This window comes from Empedobacter sp. GD03861 (assembly GCF_029840885.1).
GTDB classification, from domain to species: domain Bacteria; phylum Bacteroidota; class Bacteroidia; order Flavobacteriales; family Weeksellaceae; genus Empedobacter; species Empedobacter falsenii_B.
In genome coordinates this window covers 1-6,783 of sequence record NZ_JAOCDJ010000062.1, presented here as the reverse complement: position 1 = coordinate 6,783, position 6,783 = coordinate 1, and the positions used below count along the sequence as shown (strand labels likewise).

At 30.6% G+C, this 6,783-nt stretch carries 10 protein-coding genes; 9 read left to right on the top strand and 1 reads right to left on the bottom strand.

The features are described 5' to 3' along the window. Nucleotides 1-40: 40 nt before the first annotated feature. The 9 genes from N5D03_RS14390 (at nt 41) to N5D03_RS14350 (ending at nt 5,773) form a co-directional block, all read left to right on the top strand. Nucleotides 41-718, top strand: a complete 678-nt coding sequence (locus N5D03_RS14390) for a site-specific integrase (RefSeq protein WP_280052053.1) — start codon at nt 41-43, stop codon at nt 716-718. Nucleotides 719-806: 88 nt separating this feature from the next. Further along, nucleotides 807-1,061 (top strand): type II toxin-antitoxin system prevent-host-death family antitoxin, encoded by a 255-nt coding sequence (locus tag N5D03_RS14385; RefSeq protein WP_068599366.1) that lies wholly within the window; start codon nt 807-809, stop codon nt 1,059-1,061. After that, nucleotides 1,062-1,319: a Txe/YoeB family addiction module toxin gene (locus N5D03_RS14380; protein ID WP_114999210.1), complete on the top strand. Its 258-nt coding sequence runs from the start codon at nt 1,062-1,064 to the stop codon at nt 1,317-1,319. Between the two features lie 189 nt (nt 1,320-1,508). Then, a complete protein-coding gene (locus N5D03_RS14375; RefSeq protein WP_280037791.1) occupies nt 1,509-1,838 on the top strand; it encodes a metalloregulator ArsR/SmtB family transcription factor in 330 nt (109 codons plus the stop codon). A 57-nt stretch (nt 1,839-1,895) separates the two neighbouring features. Next, on the top strand, nt 1,896-2,360 hold the full coding sequence (locus N5D03_RS14370; protein WP_280052052.1) for a DUF6428 family protein: 465 nt from the start codon (nt 1,896-1,898) through the stop codon (nt 2,358-2,360). A gap of 168 nt (nt 2,361-2,528) precedes the next feature. Then, on the top strand, nt 2,529-3,599 hold the full coding sequence (locus N5D03_RS14365; RefSeq protein ID WP_115001976.1) for an ArsO family NAD(P)H-dependent flavin-containing monooxygenase: 1,071 nt from the start codon (nt 2,529-2,531) through the stop codon (nt 3,597-3,599). 4 nt (nt 3,600-3,603) lie between these two features. Continuing rightward, nucleotides 3,604-4,215, top strand: coding sequence for a protein-tyrosine-phosphatase (locus tag N5D03_RS14360; protein ID WP_280052051.1), 612 nt, complete (start codon nt 3,604-3,606; stop codon nt 4,213-4,215). 3 nt (nt 4,216-4,218) lie between these two features. Beyond that, entirely contained in the window at nt 4,219-5,253 is a 1,035-nt protein-coding gene (arsB, locus tag N5D03_RS14355; protein WP_114999202.1) for an ACR3 family arsenite efflux transporter, read from the top strand. A gap of 118 nt (nt 5,254-5,371) precedes the next feature. Continuing rightward, nucleotides 5,372-5,773: a hypothetical protein gene (locus N5D03_RS14350; protein ID WP_221408226.1), complete on the top strand. Its 402-nt coding sequence runs from the start codon at nt 5,372-5,374 to the stop codon at nt 5,771-5,773. A 757-nt stretch (nt 5,774-6,530) separates the two neighbouring features. Here N5D03_RS14350 and N5D03_RS14345 read toward each other — a convergent pair. Next, the coding region (locus tag N5D03_RS14345; RefSeq protein ID WP_280052050.1) for an integrase core domain-containing protein at nt 6,531-6,783 on the bottom strand (253 nt) is incomplete at its 5' end.

Here is a 6,783-nt window from a genome sequence, read left to right as displayed (position 1 = left end):
TTAATGTTAGTTTTAATACAAATGTTCAATTTTAGCCATAATGTTTAAAGATGCCATTCGTGAAGAAATCATCAGTTTAAATACTTACCCATTTGCAAGTGTACGAATCAAAAAAGCCAAGAGTACAAGATTGTTTTTAAACAAAGAACAAATCGAGCAGCTAAAAAATCACAAGAGTTCATTTGGTCAAACAGATACCTATTTCAGAGATATGTTTATTTTTTCTTGTTATGCCGGAGGATTGCGTTTTAGTGATGTCGTTACCTTACAATGGAAAAACTATGATGAAAACGAACAACGTATCAGATTAAACATCCGTAAAACTAAACGTTCACATCAATTCAAGGTAGGTCAATCTGCTTTAGAGATTTTAAACAAATACAAAAAAGAAACTTCCGAACCAGATGATTTTATTTTTCCAATCATTTCAGAAGCTAATTTCTTCGAACAATCCAACGAATACCAACTAAAAGTAATCGGTAGCAAAAATGTTTTATGTGGTCAGAAATTGCGTAGAATGGGCAAAGAATTAGAATTTCCATTCTCATTATCTTTTCATTTAAGCCTACATACATTTGCAACCCAAGCCTTAGCTAACGGTATGCGTATTGAGTATGTATCAAAACTTTTAGATCACTCTGATATTGGAACAACTCAAATTTATGCTAAAATCGTAAACGAAGAATTAGACAAAGCAGTAGAGCAATTCATTGAATAGTAAATGTTTATTTTAAAATGATGTAAGAAGATAGATTTTGAAAATCAAAATATTGTACATATATTTGTACATAATAAAATACAAGATTATGATAATAGCAAGTGTTTCAGATTTCAGAAAAGATATTAAATCTTACTTAGATAGAGTTTCGAAGAATTTTGAAACCTTAATCATCAACAGAGGGAAAGATTCAGGTATTGTGGTAATGTCATTAGAAGAGTACAATTCTTTAATGGCTACAAATCACGAATTATCTTCTCGTATCAATGAATCAAGATTAGATGCTGCCATTGAAAAATTAAAAAGTAACCAATCTTTTGAAAGAGAATTAATCGAGGAATAGATGAAATATATTTTCGTAGATGAATCTTGGGAAGATTATTTATTTTGGCAAAAAACCGATAAGAAAAAAGTAAAACGTATCAATGATTTATTGAAAGATATTTCACGTACTCCTTTTACTGGTATAGGGAAACCAGAGCCATTAAAACATAAATATTCAGGGTTTTGGTCACGTAGAATAGATGAAGAACATCGTTTAATTTACAAGTACGAAGATGGTCAGATATTAATAGCAAAGTGCCGTTTTCATTACGATTAAATAATCAATTTTTAAGATATAAATAAGATAGAATTCTGTTGGGTTGTAAAACTTAACAGAATTTTTTTTATGCCAAAATCGTAAACAAAGAATTGGATAAAGCCGTTGAGCAATACATTAAATAAATAACATTAAATTTTTTAGTATTCAATAATTATATCGTAATATTGCAATGATAATAAATCAATAATGGGAACAACTAAATCAGAAATATTTACAGACGAACAAAATAAACTAGCTACTTTATTCAAAGTATTAGGACATCCTGCTCGTGTGGCTATTATTCAGCATATTATCAAGCAAAATGCGTGTATCTGTACGGATTTGGTGGATGAATTAGGTTTAGCACAAGCCACGATTTCTCAACATTTAAAAGAATTGAAAAGTATAGGAATTATTCAAGGTTCCATCGAAGGGAAATCAGTGTGTTATTGTATAGATGAAAAGGTTTGGGCTGCAATTCAAAATGAATTTTCTAACTTTTTCAATCAAAATGTCAAAATAGAGAAATGCTGTTAAGGCGTTTTTTTTGAAATAAACCATCGTAATATTACGATTAATAAATAATATAAGAATATGAAACTTTCAGAAATCAAAGAAATCTTACCAACATTAGAAAATGTTGAATTTCAATTAGAGGATGGTACTTTCGTGCCAGAGCATTTCCACGTTACAGAAGTGGGAGAAATCACAAAGAAATTTATTGATTGTGGTGGAGTGATTAGAAATGAAAAAGTGGTGAACTTTCAACTATGGAATGCTGATGATTACGAACATCGTTTAAAACCAGGTAAATTATTAAACATTATTCGTTTATCCGAAAATAAATTAGGTATGGAAGATGCCGAAATTGAAGTAGAATATCAGTCGACTACAATTGGTAAATACGATCTTGAATTTAATGGAAAACATTTCATTTTAAAGAATAAAAAAACAGCTTGTTTAGCGGAAGATGCTTGCGGTATTCCTGTAGAAAAACCAAAAGTGAAATTGTCAGAAATCCAATCATCTTCTTGTACACCAAATTCGGGGTGTTGCTAAATATTGTAACCATAAATATTATAACAATTACCAATGATAATTTTTTAGGAGTTGTAGAAGTCGATAAACAAGGATTATCAAACAGTAAACGGTATTAATATAGATAAGAATTTATAGAAACGTAAAAGTATTAATTTGTGAATGCATAAATCAGATAAAAACAATTCAATGGATGAAATATTTGATGTTATAGTTATTGGAGGCGGGCAAAGTGCATTAGCTTGTGGATATTATCTAAGACGTGCAAAACTGAAGTATATTATTTTGGATAAGCAAAATACTTCAGGCGGGGCTTGGCTCCATACTTGGGATAGTTTAACCCTATTTTCTCCAGCAGATTATAGCTCGTTACCTGGATTGATAATGCCAAATTCTGAAAATAAATTCCCTACAAAACAAGAGGTTATACATTATTTAGGACAATACGAGCAATATTATCAACTTAATGTGAAAAGAAATAGTGAAGTTGTTGAAATTAAAAAAAATGGAGATTTTTTTCAAGTTCACACGCAAGAAAGTTTTTTTAAAACCAAAACAGTTATTTCTGCTACAGGAACGTGGGGAAATCCTTTCATTCCGAATTTAAAGGGAATAGAAAATTACAAAGGTGTTCAAATACATTCAAGTAAATATAAAAACCCCGAAGATTTTAATGGTTTAAAAACATTGGTTGTTGGAGAAGGTAATTCTGGTGCTCAAATTGTTGCTGAAGTATCAAAAAATACGACAGTAAAATGGTCAACAAAAAAAACACCTGAATTTCTACCCGATGAAGTGGACGGCTATTATCTGTTTAAAATTGCCAACGCAAGATATAAAGCAGAATTAGAAGGAAAAACATTTGATGCATCAAATTACAATTTAGCCAGTATTGTTATGGTTCCACCTGTAAAAGAAGCTCGTGAAAGAGGAGTGTTAATTTCTAGTGGTACATTCCGTGAGTTTTACGACAAAGGAGTAATTTGGGATAACGGCGAACAAGAAGATTTTGATGCAATTATTTGGTGTACAGGCTTCGGTTACGATACTACATTCCTAAAATCACTAATACAACTAGATGAAAAAGGTATTGCAAAAACCAATGAAACTAAGTCTTTAGATATTGAAGGTTTATGGTTTGTAGGCTATGGTAATTGGACAGGTTATGCATCTGCATCTTTAATTGGGGTAAACAGAACCGCAAAACAAACAATTTTAGAAATTCAAGATTTTTTATCTAAACACTTAAAAATTAATTAAAAATATGTACTCAACAATATTAAAAACTGTAGAGCAATTTCATTTTGAAAATATCAGTAATGATCGCAAAAACATTTTACAACCTTTAATAGATTACATTCAAGGAAAGGTAAATAGTAAAAAACCGGTAAACCTTAATTTTATTTGTACACACAATTCACGCAGAAGTCATCTAGCACAAGTATGGGCACAATTCGCTGCTGCTTATTATAATATCCCCAATATCAATTGTTATTCTGGTGGTACAGCAGAAACAGCTTTGTTTCCAAAAGTAATTGAAACGCTAAGCAATCAAGGTTTTCAAATCTTTAAAATTACAGATAGTAATAATCCTATTTATGCGATAAAATATGATGAGAATAGTTCACCAATTATCGGTTTTTCTAAGAAATATAATGATGCATTCAATCCCATTTCAAATTTCGCAGCGATTCTAACTTGCTCCCAAGCAGATGAAGGTTGTCCTTTTATATCCGGTGCTGAAAAGCGAATTCCCATTACTTACGAAGATCCTAAAATTTCGGATGATACAACCGAACAAACCGAAGTTTACAAACAACGCAGTTTTCAAATCGCAACTGAAATGATGTACATATTTTCACAAATCACTAAATAAACGATGCAACCAAAACTAAAATTCCTTGATAGATACCTAACCTTATGGATTTTTATCGCAATGGTTTTAGGTGTTACAATTGGCTATATCTTTCCCAATATGTCTGTTTTAATAGAGCGTATGAGCATTGGCACAACCAATATTCCTTTAGCTTTAGGGTTGATAATAATGATGTTTCCACCTTTAGCCAAAGTAGATTATTCTCTATTACCACAAGTATTTAAAAACAAAAAAGTAATCGGAATATCCTTAATCTTAAACTGGATAATTGGTACAGTTTTAATGTTTGGTTTGGCAGTTCTATTTCTTCACGACGAACCGGATTATATGTCTGGATTAATACTAATTGGTTTAGCTCGATGTATTGCAATGGTGATAGTTTGGAGTGATTTAGCGAAGGCTAATAGAGAATATACAGCAATGTTAGTCGCATTAAATAGTATTTTCCAAGTTTTGAGTTATAGCTTCTTGGTTTGGTTATTCATTAATGTATTACCTGCAAAATTAGGTTTAGCTAATTTTAATGTTTCGGTTTCAATGATCGAAGTAACACAAAGTGTAATGATCTATTTAGGTATTCCATTTTTAATAGGTTTTATCACGAGATACGCGCTAATTAAGAAGAATGGTATAGAATGGTACAATCGTGTATTCGTACCCAAAATATCTCCCATAACACTTTATGCATTATTGTTTACAATCGTCATAATGTTCAGTTTAAAAGGAGATAAAATTATTGAATTACCAATGGATGTAATTAAAATTGCTATACCGCTAATAATCTATTTTGTTCTAATGTTCCTTATCAGTTTCTTTATTAATAAAGCAATGAAGGTTCCTTATGATAAAAATGCATCTATTTCATTTACAGCGACAGGTAATAATTTCGAATTAGCTATTGCAGTTTCCATTGCAATATTCGGTATTCACTCTCCACAAGCTTTTGTAGGAGTTATTGGTCCGTTGGTCGAAGTTCCGGTGTTAATACTTTTAGTAAAAGCAAGTTTGTGGCTGAAAAGGATATATTATAAAGAATAGAGCAATACATCGAATAAGAAAGTAAATCATCCATAAAGCGACACGTTTTTCCATTGTAAGGTTTTAATTTACATTAAATTACCTTAAAAAATGTTTAATGACTAAAACTTAATGTACTATGGCCTATTTGATAAAAGAAACTGTACAATTCAAAGAATTTACACAAGTTGCTTTACACAACGTAAACCTCGATAACTGTTACAAACAAGCTTTGTATCTCATTGATGAAGGATTCAGGTATTGGTTTAACAACGAAGAAATTAAAAACATCAACCAAAACAACGAGCAATACCAAATCAAATCCCCAGAAGAAGAATTGCTATTAACCTGGTTCGAAAAAGCTGATAAAGAAACAGCAACAGCTTTTCTTAACACTACGCAAATAGCTACAAGGTTAGCTTATTTTGGGAATATCAACATCAACAATTCAACCGTCATCCAATTGGGTAAAGCATTAAAGAAACACGGTTTTATGAGAATCTCTAAAAATGGTTCGTACGTCTTGCAGTCAAAGAATTAGCATACGATCAAGTACAGAAAGAGAATAAAACATTGGAAGAAAAATAAATTCGGCTTCTAAAACGATACCGTTAAGAAAATGAATATTGAGAAGGATAAGAATAAATTACCGACTGAAAGGAGCGATTTAATTTATTCCCGAATCAATATTCATTTTTAGGTTAATCGTTTTACAGCCTTGACTTTTTTGATTCGTTTTTGTGTCAAGACAAATCCATAAGATTCATGAATACAATATTCTTAAAATAATAAAGCCATGAATAAAAAATAACATATAAAAACAAAGTCTAATATCTCAAGTGTTTTCTGATTACAAGACAAAATGAAAACAAAGAACAAATCATTCGCTAACAAACTCAAAAAAAATAGAGTATCGGCATCTAAATCAAAATGGCATAACAATTTACAGACGAGTGTCAATCCATTGAGAGAAGCGCAAAAATGTTTACCGACCATCGGGAGTGATTTAAACATTTTAGTGAAACGAAATGATGATTGACCGGCGAGAATTGAAGCCTTGATTTTTTGATTACTTTTTTATCAAGAAAAAAGTAATTAATAAAATGAACATAATAATAGCAAACATCTCAAATGTTTTTGTATCAAGCCAAATCCAAAGGATTCATGAATACATTATTCATAAAACAATAAACCAATGAATAAAAAAGAACATACAATAACAAAAGTCTAATAACTAACATCTCAAATCTCAATACTATGAGTGTCGTACTTCATCACTTCATAGACATTAAATATAATTATTTTAGTTTTGATTTTAGTATTTCATAAGGAGTTTTACCTTTAAATGAACCATGTGGTCTATTGAAATTATAAAGTTTTTCCCATTGTTCTAATTTTTGATTTAGATCGACATCATCAGTATAGCTTAAAAGTTGATAAAACTCTTTTTTATCAGTTAAATGAGATTGTTCAACTTTTCCATTTAACTGAGGCGTTCCTACTTTTATAAATCGGTGTCTCATTCCTAAATCTTGAACATGCCAATGAAAC